Below are 17,462 nucleotides of genomic sequence, written 5' to 3'. Positions count from 1 at the left end.
GATCGATCGGCCCTTTGATGCTTGTTGGGGCATTGTGGATCCCTGGTTCGTTGCTGGGTAGCACCGCCTCATTCCAGGCTCCCGTGTCTGGTGGCCAGGTGATGAACCAGTACTGCTCGCCTTGCCACGGCAAGGCCCTCGCACCGGCGAATGTTGCCTTGCCACTCAACCCAACGGTCGCGCAGATCCGGGCCAACCCAACGCTGTATGGCCGGGCTCTGCGCGCAGTCCAGTCTGGCCACATGCCTCCCAAGGGAGCGAAACAGCCGACGCCAGCCGAGCGTTCGGCGCTGGTGAGATTCTTGGAGTCCTCCCTGAGCGCAGAGGCCCCACGCGTGACGATGCGAAGGCTCAATCGCGCGGAGTACAACAACACGATTCGCGACCTCACCGGATTGGATCTGAAGCTTGCAGACGATTTCCCGGCTGACGACGTGGGGTATGGCTTTGATCAGAATGGCGATGTGCTTACTCTTTCGCCACTGTTGATGGAGAAGTATATTGACGCCGCGATCACCATCAGCAGCCGACTCGTGCCCGATACCTCCGAGAAGGAGTTTGTACACGCTGGAGTTGAATTCGACTCGAAGACAAGCAGCTCTCCGTTGGGGAGTGACTCGCGTATGTTCTACAAGAACGGGGTGGGTGAGCTCATGGTCCAAACGCTTGTCGGGGGAGACTATCGGCTGGAGCTCACGGCGGACGGAGACCAAGCAGGCGACGAGCCGTGCCGGATGTCGTGTTGGCTCAACGGCGAGAAAATCAAAACATTCGACATCAGCGCAACTCGGGACCAGCGGATGGTCGTATCCGTTGTGGTCCGCATGGGTAAGGGTCCCAACGTCTTGGGCGTCTCATTCGATAACGACTTTTTCAGTCCCGGTGCGAAGGCCGATCGCAACCTTGTCTTACATCAAGTTAAGATCGTCGGCCCCTTACGAGGCACGGCGAGCGCTGGGGGCGCTTTCGCGCAGCGGCCGGACGCTGGCAATGTCCGTGCGATCACTCGGCGGACCATCGAGCAGTTTGCGGCCAAAGCGTGGCGTCGGCCAGTCACTGCAGATCAATTGGATGCACTTGAGGCGCAGGCGAGGAAGTTCACCGAGTGGGAGGACGGAATGCGCGCCGCGATCGCCTCGGTGCTGTCTAGCCCGCGATTCCTCTTCCGGATCGAGCAGGGGACGGGTGCGTCTCGGCCGCTCGATGCGTACGAGCTTGCGTCGCGGCTGAGCTACTTCCTCTGGGCGAGCATGCCCGACGATACTCTCTACGCCCGTGCAGCGGATGGAAGCTTGCTGCAACCCGAAGAACTGGATCGACAAGTAGCCCGGATGATTTTGGACCCTAAGTCGCGCTCGCTATCCACCGAGTTTGCGGGGCAGTGGTTGCAGTTGCGCAAGCTACAAAGCCACGTGCCCGACAAGTCGGTCGCCGGTCCCGCGCCGCAATCGCTGGTGAAGTCGATGATCGAGGAGACCACCCGCTTCTTCGACTACATCGTGCGCAATGACCGACCGGTAACCGAGATTCTCGACGGACAGGTCACCTTTGTGAATGGGGAACTGGGTCAACTCTACGGTATGCCCGACGTGACCGGTACCAGTTTTCGGAGGGTCAGCGTCTCTTCAGCAGATCGACGCGGAATCTTGGGCCAGGCGAGCATTCTGACGCTCACGAGTAACCCGACCCGCACTTCGCCGGTGAAGCGTGGCAAGTTCGTGCTGGAGAACCTCCTCGGCACCCCGCCGCCGCCCCCTCCGCCCGGTGTTGGGGTACTCAATGATGCGCCCGCAGTCGTGGCCGCCACGAGCATCCGCGATCGACTCGCGGCACACCGTTCGAATCCGGCCTGCGCGAACTGCCACAAACAGATGGACGCCATCGGATTCAGCTTGGAGAACTTCGACCCGGTGGGGCGATGGCGCACTGTCGACGGAAAGTTCGCCATCGATGCCTCGGGGAAGCTCGACGACGGAACGGAGTTTCTGGGCCCCCAGGGCCTGCGAAAGTTGCTCATGGATCGGGTTGACCTCTTCGCGACCAACTTCACCGAGCGGTTGGCGACCTATGCGCTGGGTCGCGGCCCCACCCCAGCGGACCTGGCCGAGCACCGACGCATCGCCGCGGCTGCCGCCAAATCGCAGTATCGATTCTCAAGCTTTGTCCAGGAACTCGTTAAGAGCCCGCTCTTCTTGAAGACGGGCGGAGGCAACCCCTAAGATCATGAGTGCACCACTCTCTCGTCGAACCGTCCTGCGTGGCATGGGATCCGCCATCGCGCTGCCTATGCTCGAAGCGATGATGCCGCTCACAGCGCTCGCGGTTTCTGCGCCAAAGGCACCGGTGCGCATGGCGTTTCTCTTCGTGCCGAACGGCATGAGCATGGACGCGTGGCGACCCGCGACAGCCGGGGCGTTGACTGATCTGCCCCCGCTCCTGTCGCCGCTCAATCCGGTGCGAAACCAGCTCAATATCCTTTCGGGCTTGGCGCAGCGACACGCCGAGGCGAATGGGGACGGACCTGGCGACCACGCCCGCAGCACCGCAGCCTGGCTGACCGGGTGCCAACCGAAAAAGACGAACGGCTCGGACATCTACGTTGGAGTCAGCGCCGACCAGCTCGCTGCCCAGCAACGGGGTCACCTCACCCAATTTGCGAGCCTAGAGCTTGGTTGCGAGCGCGGTGCCCAGTCCGGGGACTGCGACAGCGGCTACTCGTGCGCCTACTCCAGCTCCGTGAGCTGGTCCAGCTCTACCTCGCCGGTCGCCAAAGAGATCAACCCACGACTGGTATTCGAACGGCTTTTCGGGAGTGCAGACCAGGGGCCCGAGGCGCAGGCTCGCCGTCGCGCTCTCCGCGCGAGTGTTCTGGACTATGCCTCAGCTGAGGCGACCGCGCTCGAAAGCAAACTGGGCCAACGCGACCGTCACAAGCTTCAAGAGTATTTGGCCGCGGTGCGAGAAATCGAGATCCGGATGGAACGGTTCGAGCAGACTCAGGCGAGTCGGGCACAGGTTGGCCCCACGCCTGCGGGTATCCCCGGAGACTTCGGCGAGCACATCCGACTCATGGGGGACATGATGATCCTCGCCTTCCAATCGGACCTCACTCGCATCGCGACGCTTATGTTTGCCAACGAAGGCTCGAACCGGGCGTACCCGATGATCGGCGTGAGTGACGGCCACCACGAGATGTCGCACCACGGGAAGGACCCGCACCGGCTCGAAGCCAAGCGCCGGATCGACGAGTTCCATGTCGCGCAACTGGCCTACGTGCTGAACAAGATGCAGTCGATCCGCGAGGGTGATAGCACGCTCTTGGACAATACGCTGCTCGTCTACGGCGGCGGCATTAGCGATGGCGACCGCCATAACCACGACGATCTTCCGATTTTGCTCGCGGGCAAAGGTGGCTCAAGCCTGAAGGGGGGACGTCACTTGCAATTCGTCCCCGGCACGCCGATGACGAACCTCTTCGTGTCGATGCTGAGCCGGTTTGGTGCAAACATGGACAAGATCGGAGACAGTACCGGACCGCTGAGAGAGCTGCTTTAACCTGAAGGCAAACCTTGAGCCAGCGAATCTCCGTCACAATGGCAACGTAATAGTTAAAACGGAGACGCTATTTGAAGCCCGCAGAGATATCATCGCTCGCTCAATCCATGATTCACGAAGTCGAAAAGGCCATCGTCGGTAAGGACGAGGTCATTCGTCGTGCGGTCCTCGCACTTCTGTGCAATGGCCACCTGCTCCTGGAAGACATCCCGGGGGTCGGGAAGACGACCTTGGCCAAAGCGCTTGCCAAGACGATTGGTGGCGAGTTTCTGCGCGTCCAGTTCACCGCCGACCTGTTGCCCAGCGACATCACGGGAACCTCGATGTACCATCAGCACGATGGAACATTTGAGTTCCGCCCGGGGCCGGTGTTCGGCAACATCGTCCTCGTCGACGAGGTGAACCGCGCGACTCCCAAGACCCAAGCCGCGCTCCTGGAAGCCATGGAAGAGCGGCAGGTCTCGACCGACGGTATAACGCGCAAGCTCCCGCAACCGTTCTTCGTCATCGCCACGCAGAACAACATTGAGATGACCGGCACCTATCCGCTTCCCGAGGCTCAGCTCGACCGTTTCTTTGGGCGCTTGAGCCTGGGCTATCCCGACCGCGACGCTGAGATGGAAATCGTGCGAGGCCAGCAGACCAGCCACCCGCTCGAATCGGTTCAGCAGGTGTGCGATCCCGAGAGAATGGTCGCTTGTCAGGCGGGAGTCCGTGAGGTCCACGTGAGCGAAGCAATTCGCCAGTACGTCGTCGATATTGTCCGCGCGACGCGCGGCCACAGTTTGTTGGTGGTTGGCGCATCCCCCCGTGGAAGCCTTATGCTCTCGCATGCGGCCCAAGCAGCAGCGCTCTTAGCGGGCAGCGACTATGTCCGCCCTGAGGACGTGAAGTCGGTCGCGGCCATGGTCCTGTCGCACCGCATCATCGCGCGAGGTGAAGTGCGAGCTCGCGGCATGACCAACGAACAGATCGTCGCACAGTTGCTCGATTCGGTCCCGGTTCCGCTGCCCGTTTCTGCCTAATCAATGTTCTCTCGGATTGCCCGAATCGTGCCCCCGTGGTCAGCAGTTTTTCTGATCATCATGGCCGTCTTGATCAATTCGCCTGCCCTCTTCTACATGGCGACGGCGATGGTCGCGACGATCTTGGCGTGCCGCCTGCAGGCATGGTTGGCGGTGCGCGGGCTGCATATCGAACGCGTGATTCCACCCGCGGTGCACAGTGGCGACCTGGTCACGGTGAGCATGACGGTGGTCAGCGATCATCGCACCAAGCGACCGCTGATCACCGTTTACGATCAGCTTCCGGAGCGGCTCATTACGACGGATCGCAGTCCGAGCTTGCCGGTCGCCCCGAGCTTCGATCAGCCGATCCAGACACGCTACAGTTTCCGTCCTGCGCGCAGAGGGAAGTACCGCTGGAGTACGGTGGTTGTCTTTGGGACCGACGCCTTGGGCTTGGTCACGATGGCGCGGAGCCTGCGGACGGAACCCACGGAGCTCATCGTCTATCCGGCGCGAATCCCGACGAACCTTGGCTTGAGGCCAGCAGGGGGATCGGGAGGATTTGTGGAGTCTGATACCGGCAAATTTCGAGGTTCGGGGTTGGAGCCGCGCGGCATCAGGGAGTACGCCCCGGGTGACCCGCTGCGCTCGATCCACTGGCTCAGCAGCGCGCGGGGCCGGTCGATCATGGTGAAGGAGTTCGAAGTCGGATCGGACCTGAGCGCATCGATTTTCATCCAACGCGAAGCCGGTACCGAGGTGGGCAAGGTCATCACGACGCTCGAAGCGATGTGCGGACACTGGGTCTACTTGTGCGAAGAGTTTCTGAAGATGGGCGCGACGCTTGAGTTCCCGGCGCTCGGACTCCGGAATCAGCCGGGAGAGCCGTATGGTGACAAGATTCGTCGCATCAACGAGGTGCTCGCCGAGTTCGACGCGCCAGTACCCGTCTCGGTCGCCCAAGAGATTCGGGAGTGCGCGAAGACCCTGGCTGGGACCGGGACCGTGTATGTCTCCATCGCAGTCGCCGACCCGGAGCTGCCCGAGGTGCTCGCGAAGCTAGACGTCGCGGAAACGGTGTGCCTCGTCTACGATCCGCTTGAGTTTGATCCTCAGTCGCGAGTGAAACCCGCACTCGATCCGGACTTCCTTGCCAACCTGAGAATGGCGGGCACCAAGGTGGTACTGATGCCTCCGGTGGTGGCGCTGCCATGAAGGGAATCACCCAACACATTACGATCCTCGATCACCTGCTCATGGGGCTCGCCGCGGGGCTTGCGGCTTACTCAAGCCTGGCGTCCATTGGTCAAGACACCTTCGCGATGGTGTTCGCGATCGGGTCTGTCCTCGCGGCGCTTGTCGGCCACGCACTGCGTACCTCGTTGCCGCTCAAGTTCACCACCATGACCAGCGGATTTCTGTATGCCCTCGTCGCCATCGCGATGGTCGCATTCGCAAGACCGCTGAATGAGCTACTCCCTCCCCCCGGGTACCCGTGGCAAATCATCATGGCTGGTATTTTTACCTGGACTGTCATGGTGTGCGGAATCGTGGCGTGGCGAGACTCCACCCTGTGCTTCCAAGCGGTCCCATGCATCGCGATCTTTGGGTTGGTCGGTGCCTTTGATACGTTCAAGTTAGCAAGCTTATTCTTCTTTATTTTCCTCATCTGCACTGCAACGCTTTTCTTCCGTTCGCACGCGCGCAGGATGGTGATTCAAGCCGAAGAGGCACTGGAACCGTCCTCATCGGAGACCCTCACGTCGGAGGACGTCGTCAAGCACGTGATGCAGTCCGGAGCTTGGCGCTGGATGGCCGGGCCGGAGTGGGCGGTGATCTCCGCGCTTGTCATCATCATGATGAGTGCGCTTGGCGCGCCCGCGATCCGCACGACGATCGAGCCGATCACTCAAGCCCTGCGCGTGAACGTTCCCAACAACTTGCCGAGGCCAGCGTCGGCGAACGTGGGGAACAACACGAACGACAGCTATCAGGTCGGTCGTGGGCCTGCGAGTTTCTTCAACACTCCAGTCGGCAAGGTCAAAGTCGACCATCCGAGGCTGCTCAGATCGGGCACTTTCGACCGATTCTCGGGCACGGGGTGGAGCCGCTTGACTTCGGCACGAGGCGTTCGCCCCTTCCTCGGGACCGGGCCGAGCAGTCGCCGCGAGGCGGAGCCGTACGACGTGGATTCGATCATGCCCCAGGGACAAGCAATTGACTTCTCCTATAAGGTCTTGAGGGGCTCGGCAAGTCCGCTTAACTTGCCTGGTGAACCGCTCACGCTGAGCTTGGAGAGAGGGAAACTAAGGATCAACCCGGACGGGACAGTAGAGGTTGTGGAGCTACCCGTGCCGACCGAGTACAGCGCAACCGTCAGAGTGTTTGATGGGGCGGTCGGGGATCGCAGTACCACCGCACCGCCGCTCAATAATCAGTCGATTTTCTACGACGTGACCTGGGTGTCGCCCGAAGTCCGAAGTCTTGCACTGGAAATCACGGATGGCGCGACCGCCGATGCCGAGAAAGCCGAACGGATCATGCAGTACATCGGGGACAACTGTAGGTATTCGCTCAACGCACCCGCAGTACCCACAGGCAAGAATGTAGTGGACCACTTCCTATTCGATTCAAAGCTGGGATATTGCGATCTCTTTGCGAGCGCATTTGCTTCGCTGGCGCGGGCGGCGGGCTTGCCGACGCGCATCGCCACGGGACTGCTGATGCGCGATCCCCAGCGGGACGAACGAGGCTATTATACCGTCAAGGACTCGGACTACCACATGTGGGCCGAGGTGTACTTCGAGGAGATCGGCTGGGTCGCTTTCGACGCCACCGCCTACGCCGAAGACGTGACCGACCAGGAAGAGCAGCAGTCCAGGTCGGACTGGTCGAAGATCTTCCAAAGCGCGCTGCTCATCGTCGCGGCGGTTGCGGGTCTAGGGTTGGTGATCCGCTCGCTGTTCGATTCGTTCCAGCCAAAGGGAGTCCGGGCACGTGCCTCGCTGGTTAACAAGCAGTACCTGCTGTTCCAGCGACGACTCGAGAAGTCAACCGGGAAGCCGCGTCGCATGGGCGAAACGATGCTGGAGTACTTGGACCGGGTTGGATCGAACGACCCAGTGTCTCGCGAGACGTACTTGATCTTTGAGCGCCTATTTTTCGCCCGAGCGGCAGACTCCGACGAAGCGGCGGCCCGAGAGGCTCGATCGGCGGTACAACGTTGGCAGGAGTCGCGCCAGAAGTGATGAACCTAGGGGTGGAGAAATCGGTGGCCTCGCGAGTCGTCCTGATTCGCGGCGATGAAGAGGTCTTGCGTCGGCAGGCATTGTCAGAACTGCTGCGATTGGCGGGCACCGACGAGTTCGACACCGAGTTTGTCCAGGGCGACACCAGCACCCCGGCGGAATGGATCGGGAGTGCGGGCACCGTGCCCTTTATGGGGGACCGTCGAACGGTCGTCGTTCGTAACTTGCTTCGCACGCGCGAGACGGCTGCGGACTGGCAGCCAGGACTCGCCGGGTTGCCCCCGACCGCGCTGATCGTGCTCGTGGCCGATGAGGAGATGACGGCCGATGACGACCGCGCTCGCAAACTAGGGACCGTTGGGCAAGCATGGCAATCCGTGGTGACTAAGGCAGGCGGGTCGGTGATCGATTGTTCGCTGAAGGACGCGGGCAAGCTTCAGAGCGCGCTTCGGGAGGCCGCAAAAGAAGCCGGGAAGCAGCTCACCCCTCCTGCAGCGACCGCGCTGGCCGAGATGTGCGGCGGAAGCTATAGTCGCTGCATCTCGGAGCTTGAGAAACTGTGCATCTATGTCGAGCCAAGCTTGGAAGTCCGCGAGACCGACGTATTGGCAGCCGCGACCCCCAGCCGGGAGTGGAACGTCTTCAAGCTCGCCGATGCAGTGGTTGCTGGGCAGCCGGGTCAGGCGCTCCGTCAGCTACGAGTCATGGTCTCAAGCGCGACCAAGGCAGACGAAGCGGCGAATCGCAGCATTTTGCCTAACCTCGCGCGGCAGTTCAAACTGATCTGGCAGGCGCGGGCTTGCATTGATGCGGGCATCAATCCCGGCGCACCGTCAGAGTCGATCATCGCGCACTTTCCCAAAAAACCGAACTTGGGAACCGAGAATCCCTGGGCACGGAATCGGGCAATTCAGTCGGCAAAGAATGTGAGCAAGGCCCAAGCCGAACAGTGCCTGAATCACCTCTCCGAAGCGGACGCAAGGCTGAAAGGGGTTTTACCAAGCGTCGATGCGCTGGAGACGCTGGAGAGCCTGATCTTGGCGTGCTGCGATACGATGGGCAGGCGCGCTTAGAGCTCGTCGCGGAACTGCTCCAGGAACCGCAGATCGTTCTCCAGGAACAACCGGAGATCGTCCACGCCGTGGGCCATCATCGGGATCCGCTCGACACCCAGCCCGAACGCAAACCCCGAGTACCGATCAATGTCGATCCCGTAGCTCTGCAGGATCTTCGGGTGGATGAGCCCCGCGCCGCCGAGTTCTACCCAGCGACCATTGAATAGCTTGGGAGTCGAGATCGCATAGTCCACCCCGGGTTCGACGAACGGGAAGAAGTCGGGTCGGAACCGAACATTCACGTCCTCGCCAAACATGGCGCGTGCGAACGCTCCCAGCGTCCCCTTCAGGTTTGCCATAGAGACCTTCTCGTCCACCATGAACGCGTCCACCTGGTGGAAGGTGTGGCTATGGGTTCGGTCAACCGCTTCATTCCGGAACGTACGGCCTACGGCGAAGAACCGGAACGGAGGCTTGCGCGTCTCGAACATCCGGCCTTGGACGGCGGTCATCTGAGTTCTCAGCAGCAGGTCGTCGGTCACGTAGAACGTGTCTTGATCGTCCATCGCTGGATGGTCGAGCGGGTAGTTCAGCGCGGTGAAGTTGTACTTGAACTGTTCGAGCTCGGGCGATTCCACGTACTCAAAGCCGAGGCCGACGAAGACGCGCTTGATCCGGTTGATCGTGAGTTGCAAGACGTGCTCGTGGCCCACCGCCAGGGGCCGGGAAGGCATCGTGATATCGATCCGCTCGGACTCAAACTGAGCGGCCTGCTCGCGAGCTTTGAGTTCGGAGTGGCGCTGATCAATCGCGGCCTGGACCCGACCGCGCGCCTCGTTGAGGTTCTTGCCAAACTCACGCCGTGCATCGGGGTCCAGAGAACCCAGTTTATTCATGAGCAGCATCAGCGACCCTTTCTTACCGAGGAAGTCTGACTCGCACTGCTTGAGGGCTGCCAGATTTGGCGCTTCTGCAACCGCGCTCGAGGCTCGAACTTCGATGTCGACAATCTCCTGCATTCAGCCATCCATCTTACGCAACTACAGGTTTCTTTGCAATGGGCGTCCCAGTTTATGCAGCGCGATGCAGGTATTTATGCGAGCTAGTGTTCGCGCCAGTGTGTGGAAGTTAATAGGCAAGACCCATCGGGGAAGCCGTGCAGGGATGCTGGCAGTATGGGTTTGGGTGAGTTACTTTGGGACACATTGGAGTAGTCAGACCGACACGGATGCCGGTGAGTCAGAAGCTGATGCTTTTGATCACGGGCGTCGCTGTGCTCTTTCTGGCTGGCGTCGTGGTTTGGCGCCTTTCTGAGCAGAAGCGTGCTCACGACCTCCTGTCCCAGAACGCCGCAACCCGTAACAAGCAGCTCGACAAGTTTGTCGACTTCTTCGGGGCACAGCTTGAACGGATGGTGATTGACAACGCCACCGATAGCAAGCTCATGCGCGACGTCAGCCGTGGGGTGTCGACCGACTACACACGAGGTGTGGTCGGCGACATTGTCCAGGCGGGGGCGGATGCGGTTTGGGTCGTTTCCAAGAACGGTGAGAAGGTGGACTTCAAGGTGTCCGACCGCGATAAGGGGGCGTTTCCTGCCAACGCGGCGGCGCTGAAATCGCTGTTTAGCGATGCCAGCCGTTCGGTCCACTACTTCGCTCGGGTGCGAGACGGGGTCTTCATCGAGATGCGGGGAGCCAAGATCATTGATGCTTCGGGTCGTTCCTCGGGCGCATTGCTCGTGGGTCGTCGATGGGAGAAGAATGGCTACATGGCCGACCTCGGCCAGATCACGGGCACAACGGTCCGCGTCGTACCGATCGGGGATGTGAAGAAGACCGACGTTGCGGCTCCGTATCGCATGCCAGGGATCGACGGTAACGATCTCGCGGTCGTCTACTTCGATGATAAGAACAATGTGACGTCTCTCATGACCAAGGCGACGAACAACGCCCTGTTCATTTTCGCGATCTTCGCGATGACGGTTTTCGGCGTGATCATCACGGCGATGGTGCGCTGGGTAACGACTCCGCTGAAGCGCGTGTCCGAGGCAATGACCCACGGGGAACTCACCGCGCTGAGCGACATTGAGAAGGCCGGTGCAGAGTTCGAGCAGTTGGCAAGCCTGATGGCGCAGTTCGTGCTCCAGAGGGACGCGATCGCCAAGACGAAGGACATGCTTGAGAAGCGGGTCAACGAGCGCACCGCCGAACTCCGAGACGCGTACGAAGCGACCATCGAAGGTTGGTCCCGTGCATTGGAATTCCGCGATCAAGAGACCGAAGGCCACTGTCGCCGTGTGACTGCGATGACTGTTCGCCTATCCCACGAGTTCATGATCGAGGGCGACGACATGACCAATCTGCGCCGCGGCGCGCTTCTGCACGACATCGGCAAGATGGGCATTCCGGATAGCATTCTGCTCAAACCGGGCAAGCTGACCGAGGAAGAACGCCACGTGATGGAGCAGCACACGATCTACGCGTACCAGATGCTCGAACCGATCGCCTTCCTGCGGCCCGCGCTCGACATCCCGCTGTACCACCATGAGAAGTGGGATGGCACTGGATATCCTTACAAGCTCAAGGGTGAACAGATCCCGCTTTCTGCACGAATCTTCGCGGTTGTGGACGTCTGGGATGCACTGCGCAGCGACCGACCGTACCGCGAGGCGTGGTCTGAAGAGCGCGTGACGAGCTATCTCATTGAGAATTCAGGATCGCACTTCGATCCCGCTGTCATCCAGGCTTTCCTGCGCATCTCTGATGCGGAGAAGCTTGGAATCCGAGCCAGCGTGCAGCATCGCCGCGCGGCTTAACCGATTCGGCGGCTTCGGCCCAATTGGGCTTCGGGCAGATTCACCACTGCGGTTGGGCACGGATGCGTCGGAGTCTGCTCTTCCATGGTGACTACCACACGACGAGCGAGTTCCTTCCGCGTCGTCTTGCGCAGCATCAGCAGGGCCCCTGGCACGAGCAGATACAGCAACGCTGTGAGCGTGTGCGGCTCGCTGGGATCTAAGCGACGTCCGGTAGGTACGGACGGCTCGAATGGGCTCGCCTGGACCGGAGTGTCGGTGAGCGCGCGCGAGGTGACCTGTCCGGGAGATTCCGCAGGCAAGAGGGTGGCAACCGCAACCGCTAAGGCTATAACGAAGCAACGCATATGCTAAGAGCATCGGGCGAAACCTGAAGAAACTTGAGAGCTTTTCCGCTCTGCAGCCCTGGCGCCCGATGCATCACAATAGGGAGCACCCGCCATGGTCACGCTTCAAGATCTCATTTTCAAGCTCGACGAGTACTGGTCCCAGCAAGGATGTGCCATTCTCCAGCCCTACGACATGGAGGTGGGAGCAGGAACCATGCACCCGGCCACGACTCTGCGGTGCTTGGGGCCTGACCCCTGGAATGTGGCCTATGTGCAGCCGAGCCGACGTCCAGCGGACGGTCGTTATACGCGCAACCCGATGCGATCCCAGCGGTACTACCAGTACCAGATCATCATGAAGCCGTCACCGGAGAACATCGTGGATCTGTACATGGGTAGCCTTGACGCAGTTGGATTCGACACGAGCAAGAACGACGTCCGGCTCGTCGAAGACGACTGGGAGAGCCAGGCGGCCGGAGCGGCAGGAGTCGGCTGGGAAGTGTGGTTGAACGGGACCGAGATCACCCAGTTCACGTTCTTCCAGCAGATGGGTGGAATCGAGTGCAAGCCGGTCTGCGCGGAGATCACGCTCGGGCTCGAGCGGTGGGTCCTGATGCTCAACAACCAGAACAGTTTCTGGGACGGCATGATGTGGAATGAATCCACCTCGTACCGCAATGTAGATTTCCAGTTGGAGATGCAGAACAACATCTACAACTTCGATTTCGCCAGTACCGAGATGCTGTACACGCTTTTCGACCTCTACGAGGCGGAATCGAAGCGCGTCATCGAAGCGCCGTGTTTCTGGGAGCAGGATCTCGGGATACTGCAAGTGGGTGAGTGTCCGTACCCTGCGGAGCAGCGCGAAGCGCTGCGCACGGTACACGCCCAGGCGGGCGATGGCCCGGAGGGCATGGCCTATCCGGCGCTCGATCTTGCGCTTCGATGTAGCCACGTATTCAACGTGCTGGATGCACGAGGCGCAATCTCGGTCACCGAGCGCGCGGCGTTCATCAATCGAATTCGCGCACGTATCCGGGCCGCCTGTCTCAAGCACATCGAACAGTACAAAGTTGCACCCGCTGAAGTGAAGTCGTAACGAACGACTTCTGTCGACGGAATCTGTACTTTTTTGTCTGTGCCCGCATTTTTCTGGAACTGGGACCGTCTACCATGCGTTGCAATCAATACCAATCGGTACAGAACTATGCAGGCAATGGAAAACAACTCGGTACTTGAGCGCGATTTCCCTGATATGATGCGACAGTCGTACAAGAAGGTCTTCAACTTGGCCTATCGACTGAGCGGAGATCGGGCTGACGCAGAAGATCTCACGCAAGAGGCGTTCTTCAGAGCCTATCGTGGGTTCGACAAGTACGAAGGCGACCGACCGTTCGAGAATTGGATTTTCCGAATCGTCACCCGACTTTTCTTGGATCTGGTTCGCAGTCGCCGCCGCCGCGTGAGTACAGTCAGCTACGACTCGCCGGTGAGGGCCGACGGAGTGGACAGCGACCTACACTTGCAAGCGCCGGCCTACGGGCCTAATCCTGAGGAAGCGTTGCTGATGAACTCGCTGGACGACGACCTGGCGCGCGCCCTCGAAAGCTTGAAGCCGGATCAGAGAACATTGGTGATCTTGGCCGACGTCGAGCAAATGACTTATCAAGATATCGCCGCTTCGCTGGGAATCCCCGTCGGAACGGTGCGATCACGACTTCACCGGGCACACAAAAAGCTCAAATCGCATCTCGAAGCCGCCAACAAAGAGCGCGAGCGTTCGACTCGAGGGCTCCTCACCTCTCCGAGCCCATGCTTTGGTTGCGTTTGACAGTGCCGTAAGCAACAAGCCAACACTCCCAACATTGCCTTGCGGTCTCACCCCTCAAACCGCAAGGCTTTTTTCAATGACAGGTACGCTTTGGCGCAATGATCGAACTCACGTTGCGCCGCGTGATCACGGTCTACACACCTCTCGCGCTCTCCTGGTTGCTCATGGCGGCCGAATCGCCGGTGGCCGTGTCGATCCTGTCTCGGGGGGCAGAGCCTAAACTCCACACGGCAGCATTACTGGCGCTGATGGCGATCTGCCTGATGCTTGAGTCTCCGGTCATTGACCTGCTCACCACCTCCACTGCACTGGGTTCCGATGCCCAGCGGCTGAGCGTTCTCAGTCGGTTCACCCTCCTGATGATGGGTTTGTGCACCGCCGCCCACCTCTTGCTAGTGGCGACCCCTGCTTACGGATGGCTGATGGACGTGATGCAGCTCCCCCAGGCGTTGCGCGACATCCTGTTGCCAGCGCTGGTGATCATGTTGCCCTGGAGCGCAGCGATTGGCTGGCGCAGGTATCGGCAAGGCATCATGATCCGCAACGGCCTGACGCGAGCGATCAGCCTTGGCACGGGATTGCGGCTACTCACAATCGCGTCGGTCGGCTTTGGATTGGCGTCCCTGACGAAGTTGCCTGGCATTCAGGTCGCCGCCGCCGCCATTGTCAGCTCGGTCGTCGTCGAGGCCCTGTTCGTTCACTTTGCCAGCAAGAGCGCGGTCGAGATTCAGACTTCCGCGCCCGCCGATGAACGACCGCTGGATCTGCGCGCGGTGCTGAAATTCCATACTCCGCTGACGGGAGCGACCTTTGTGCAACTTGCGAGTATCTCGTTGATCTCAGCGGCGCTGGCCCGTACTCACGACAGCATCCTCCAGATGGCCGCATGGCAGGTGTGTTCGAGCATTGCATGGTCGTTTCGCACGATGACGTTTGCGCTTCCTGAGGTCATCATCTCGCTCGGCACAAATCGTCAGGCGGCGACACTCCTTCGGCGCTTCTGCCTCAATCTCGGGCTGGTTCTCAGTGCGTTGCAGTTGGGTTTTGCGATCTCGGGACTTGACCGATGGGTCTTCGAGCGGGTGCTGCATACATCTCCCGACACGGCGTTGGTGGCGCACTATGCACTGCTCGCCATGGCCCTCATCCCCGTCATTTCGGCCGCGACGAGCTACGTCCGTGGGCGGCTTACTTCGGCCCATGTGACGCTTGCGCGACTGTGGAGCATAGGCGCGAGCACGGTCGTGCTACAAGCGTCTTTGATGCTCTTGGTGACAATGGGGTACCCAGGTTGGGTGGTGGGCTCGGTGTCCGTCTACACCAGCATCTTGACGGACTTCTTGGTCCAGGCAGTTTTCTGGCTTCGGTCGGAGCATCGCGAGATTTCGGAGCCTCTTGCCTTACAATAGAAGCATGCTCTCCGCGCTGCTGTCCATCTCTCTCGTCAACGCCCAGTTCGAGGGCTCTCAGATTCTTCAAGAGGTCACCTCCACTGCGGAGCACCACCAATGGCAGAAGCTCCCGGTCGGCGTGCGGATGGCGAACATCGGGCAGCTGTTCATCGGGACGCCGTACGTCGGTGCGACGCTTGACCAGAGTGCGGACCAGGAGGCATGCGTGGTGACGCTGAAGGGGCTCGACTGCGTGACGTTTATGGAGTCGAGTTTGGGTCTGGCCCGGGCAATGGCGCGGGGCCCACTGACGGCAGAGGGCGTGCTGCGCGAGGTGACCTACACCCGGTACCGCGGAGGCAAGGTCGACGGGTATCTCTCACGGTTGCACTATACGACGGATTGGATTCGCGACAACCTGAAGAAAGGGGTCGTCGAAGACCTCTCGGCGACGTTGCCCGGAGCGAAAAAGCTCGACCGCCCGTTGTACTTCATGTCGTCGCACTCAGCCAGCTACAAACAGCTTGCCGTGCATCCAGAACTTGTGCCCCAACTCAAGAGGATCGAAGCTGAACTCACACTGGTGCGGCCATGGTATGTCCCGCGCGATCGCGTTGCCGAGAGTGCGAGCAAACTCCAGTCTGGCGACATTGTCGCATTGGTGGACACGCGCGAAGGTCTGGATTATGCCCACGTGGGCATGATCCTGGTGAAAGACGGTGTCCCGCACTTCATGCACGCCTCATCCGCAAAGAAGGAGGTGACTCTCGACACCTCCATCTCTGAATACCTCAACCAGAATCCGAAGATCCCAGGGATCTCGGTCGTCCGGCCGCTGGAACCGAAAGGTTAGTCCGTAATGACCTTTGTGTTGCGCAGGAATAGCAGGGCAGCGCTAACGCCTGGGTCAGACTCGGTCAGTCGTGCACGACCCGCCGACTTGATGGTCGGCTCGACGCCGTTACCCTCGAGCCGCAACCCCTTGACCGTGATGTAGTCCTGGAACGGATACTGGATCATGAACTCATGCTTGATCGGATAAAGCCGCGAAGCGAGCACTGCGCCGGCGGACTTTGAGCCGATCACTTGCGCGCTGCGGTTCTCCTTCATCGCGGCGGCGAACATCTCGCTGGCGCTACCGGTCCCACCGTCGATCAGGACGATGACTTCACCCTTGTACTGCGTCTTACCAACGGCATTGGGGCGAACGAGTGCCCGGCTATTCTTGTCCAACGCGTATTTGAGCATGCCGCTAAGATCTGTGCCGCTGCCGTTGGTCTCCTTCGTGTAGGTGTTGACCAAGTCCTTGGTCACCCATGCGCCCATCACGGTGTCGGTGGGGACAAAGTAGCCGCAAAGGTGGAGCAGGGCGATCACCTGGCCGCCGCCATTGCCGCGGAGGTCCACAATGAGCGCTTTGGCACGCTGTGCTTCGCCCATGAGCTTGCCGACCGTCTCGTAGCTGTAGCTCATGAAGCTCGGAATCTCGAGCTTGGCCACGTTTGGGTTGACCCAGGTCAACGTCTCGGGTCGGCGGGTCGAAAACTTCTTGCGGGTGACCGTGTGGGTCTGGATTGTGCCATTGCGCTTCTTGACCTTGATCGTGACCTTGGATCCTTCGGTGCCGCGGAGGGCTTCCGTGGTCTTGAGCGCTTTGCCATCGGCTTCCATGATGATGTCGCCGATCTCGAGTCCGACTTCATCGGCGGCCGATCGAGGAAACACGTAGTTGATCAAGATTCCGTCGTTGGACGGCATCGGCTGAATGCCGAGCCCGACAAACTCCTGTCGAACCATGGCCGTCGCCGCTTCGGGCGTGTTGAGGACAATGTGGCTCGCCGAGAAACGATTGAGTGCCTGGTTCACGGCATTGGCAAAGCTGAACGCATCGGTGGCCTTGTCGATCCGGTCCTTCTGAGCCGCGAGAATTTCGGGCCACTTGCTGAAGTCGATGCCGGGGACATAGGCGAACTTCAGGATCACGGTGCTGACATCATCGAGAATCTCCTGCTTCTCCTCGGCGGTGAGCGTCTGGGCGGGTTTGACGGGATCCGGCTGCGCAAACGCGGGGAGGGCGGCGACGCTCAAGAGAGCGGCAAATGCAGATCGGCTGAATTTCTTCATGGTCCTTTGGTGTGGGTGCTCCAGGGTTTGACGCCTGAAACATTCATTGGTTTAACTTACTGCGAACTCTATCCGGAATGTTGCAGGGAAAGTATAAATTCGTG

At 60.3% G+C, this 17,462-nt stretch carries 14 protein-coding genes; 11 read left to right on the top strand and 3 right to left on the bottom strand.

Translation table 11 applies throughout. The annotated features are described in order from the left end of the window. Positions 1–17: 17 nt before the first annotated feature. The 6 genes from JNM85_08605 to holA all read left to right on the top strand — a co-directional run bounded on the left by JNM85_08605 (position 18) and on the right by holA (position 8,883). The gene (locus tag JNM85_08605) at positions 18–2,219 is read left to right on the top strand and encodes a DUF1592 domain-containing protein (protein ID MBL8088111.1); all 2,202 of its coding nucleotides are present in this window, start codon (positions 18–20) and stop codon (positions 2,217–2,219) included. Positions 2,220–2,223: 4 nt separating this feature from the next. Further along, on the top strand, positions 2,224–3,555 hold the full coding sequence (locus JNM85_08600) for a DUF1552 domain-containing protein (GenBank protein MBL8088110.1): 1,332 nt from the start codon (positions 2,224–2,226) through the stop codon (positions 3,553–3,555). A gap of 71 nt (positions 3,556–3,626) precedes the next feature. Then, positions 3,627–4,580 (top strand): MoxR family ATPase, encoded by a 954-nt coding sequence (locus JNM85_08595; protein MBL8088109.1) that lies wholly within the window; start codon positions 3,627–3,629, stop codon positions 4,578–4,580. A 3-nt stretch (positions 4,581–4,583) separates the two neighbouring features. After that, positions 4,584–5,777 carry a DUF58 domain-containing protein gene (locus tag JNM85_08590; GenBank protein ID MBL8088108.1) on the top strand — a complete coding sequence of 398 codons (1,194 nt, stop codon included), beginning with the start codon at positions 4,584–4,586 and terminating at the stop codon, positions 5,775–5,777. Beyond that, positions 5,774–7,810 (top strand): hypothetical protein, encoded by a 2,037-nt coding sequence (locus JNM85_08585; GenBank protein ID MBL8088107.1) that lies wholly within the window; start codon positions 5,774–5,776, stop codon positions 7,808–7,810. Before JNM85_08590 ends, JNM85_08585 begins: the two co-directional genes overlap by 4 nt. Continuing rightward, the gene (holA, locus tag JNM85_08580) at positions 7,807–8,883 is read left to right on the top strand and encodes a DNA polymerase III subunit delta (GenBank protein ID MBL8088106.1); all 1,077 of its coding nucleotides are present in this window, start codon (positions 7,807–7,809) and stop codon (positions 8,881–8,883) included. The genes JNM85_08585 and holA overlap by 4 nt, the downstream gene beginning before the upstream one ends. Here holA and pheS read toward each other — a convergent pair. Continuing rightward, complete coding sequence (pheS, locus tag JNM85_08575; GenBank protein MBL8088105.1) at positions 8,880–9,884, bottom strand: phenylalanine--tRNA ligase subunit alpha; 1,005 nt, start codon at positions 9,882–9,884, stop codon at positions 8,880–8,882. The two genes, holA and pheS, sit on opposite strands and share 4 nt — an antisense overlap. A gap of 215 nt (positions 9,885–10,099) precedes the next feature. On the opposite strand from pheS, the gene JNM85_08570 reads away from it, so the two are divergent. Next, entirely contained in the window at positions 10,100–11,683 is a 1,584-nt protein-coding gene (locus tag JNM85_08570; protein MBL8088104.1) for an HD-GYP domain-containing protein, read from the top strand. Here the strand turns inward: JNM85_08570 and JNM85_08565 are convergent. Then, positions 11,680–11,985 carry a hypothetical protein gene (locus JNM85_08565; GenBank protein MBL8088103.1) on the bottom strand — a complete coding sequence of 102 codons (306 nt, stop codon included), beginning with the start codon at positions 11,983–11,985 and terminating at the stop codon, positions 11,680–11,682. The genes JNM85_08570 and JNM85_08565 overlap by 4 nt on opposite strands. A gap of 139 nt (positions 11,986–12,124) precedes the next feature. Here JNM85_08565 and JNM85_08560 point away from each other — a divergent pair, with 139 nt between their 5' ends. The 4 genes from JNM85_08560 (at position 12,125) to JNM85_08545 (ending at position 16,087) form a co-directional block, all read left to right on the top strand. Beyond that, on the top strand, positions 12,125–13,111 hold the full coding sequence (locus tag JNM85_08560; protein MBL8088102.1) for a glycine--tRNA ligase subunit alpha: 987 nt from the start codon (positions 12,125–12,127) through the stop codon (positions 13,109–13,111). A 108-nt stretch (positions 13,112–13,219) separates the two neighbouring features. After that, on the top strand, positions 13,220–13,843 hold the full coding sequence (locus tag JNM85_08555) for a sigma-70 family RNA polymerase sigma factor (GenBank protein ID MBL8088101.1): 624 nt from the start codon (positions 13,220–13,222) through the stop codon (positions 13,841–13,843). Positions 13,844–13,941: 98 nt separating this feature from the next. Beyond that, positions 13,942–15,252: a hypothetical protein gene (locus JNM85_08550; protein MBL8088100.1), complete on the top strand. Its 1,311-nt coding sequence runs from the start codon at positions 13,942–13,944 to the stop codon at positions 15,250–15,252. A gap of 4 nt (positions 15,253–15,256) precedes the next feature. Continuing rightward, complete coding sequence (locus JNM85_08545; GenBank protein MBL8088099.1) at positions 15,257–16,087, top strand: DUF1460 domain-containing protein; 831 nt, start codon at positions 15,257–15,259, stop codon at positions 16,085–16,087. Here JNM85_08545 and JNM85_08540 read toward each other — a convergent pair. Beyond that, positions 16,084–17,358, bottom strand: a complete 1,275-nt coding sequence (locus JNM85_08540; GenBank protein MBL8088098.1) for a PDZ domain-containing protein — start codon at positions 17,356–17,358, stop codon at positions 16,084–16,086. The two genes, JNM85_08545 and JNM85_08540, sit on opposite strands and share 4 nt — an antisense overlap. Positions 17,359–17,462: the final 104 nt, after the last annotated feature.

This window comes from Chthonomonas sp. (genome assembly GCA_016788115.1).
In the GTDB taxonomy this organism is placed as follows: Bacteria; Armatimonadota; Fimbriimonadia; order Fimbriimonadales; family Fimbriimonadaceae; genus UBA2391.
The sequence above is the reverse complement of the archived record's forward strand: the minus strand, read 5'-3'. Positions and strand labels throughout refer to the sequence as shown.